Source organism: Hungatella sp. SL.1.14 (genome assembly GCF_024460495.1).
Classification (GTDB): Bacteria; Bacillota; Clostridia; order Lachnospirales; family Lachnospiraceae; genus Hungatella; species Hungatella hathewayi.
On sequence record NZ_JANFYJ010000565.1, the window covers coordinates 1 to 271 of the forward strand.

The 271-nt window shown below is 50.6% G+C and carries 1 protein-coding gene; it reads right to left on the reverse strand.

The annotated features are described in order from the left end of the window. The coding region (locus tag NE473_RS32320) for a hypothetical protein (RefSeq protein ID WP_256265742.1) at positions 1-271 on the reverse strand (271 nt) is incomplete at both ends.

The following is a 271-nucleotide window of genomic DNA, read 5'->3' on the forward strand; positions in this document are numbered from 1 at the left end:
TTTCCGTCATACGTTACTTCCCGGCCTTCCGCACTTACACGGTTTCCTTCCGCCTCTGTAATCGTCAGCGTACCTGGTACGATGCCCACCCTATAGTTCGGGTTTTTTGTATACTCTGCCGTCAGGCCGATCTCGTCTCCAACATTGTTCTTATTCTCGTCTCCGGCTGCCCTTACATAGCTTACCTTTCCAAGGTCGCCTTCCTTTACCACTGCTCCGCTGCTTACCAGGTCATCATAGTTTCCTGTAAACTCCGGATCCTTAGTTCCAT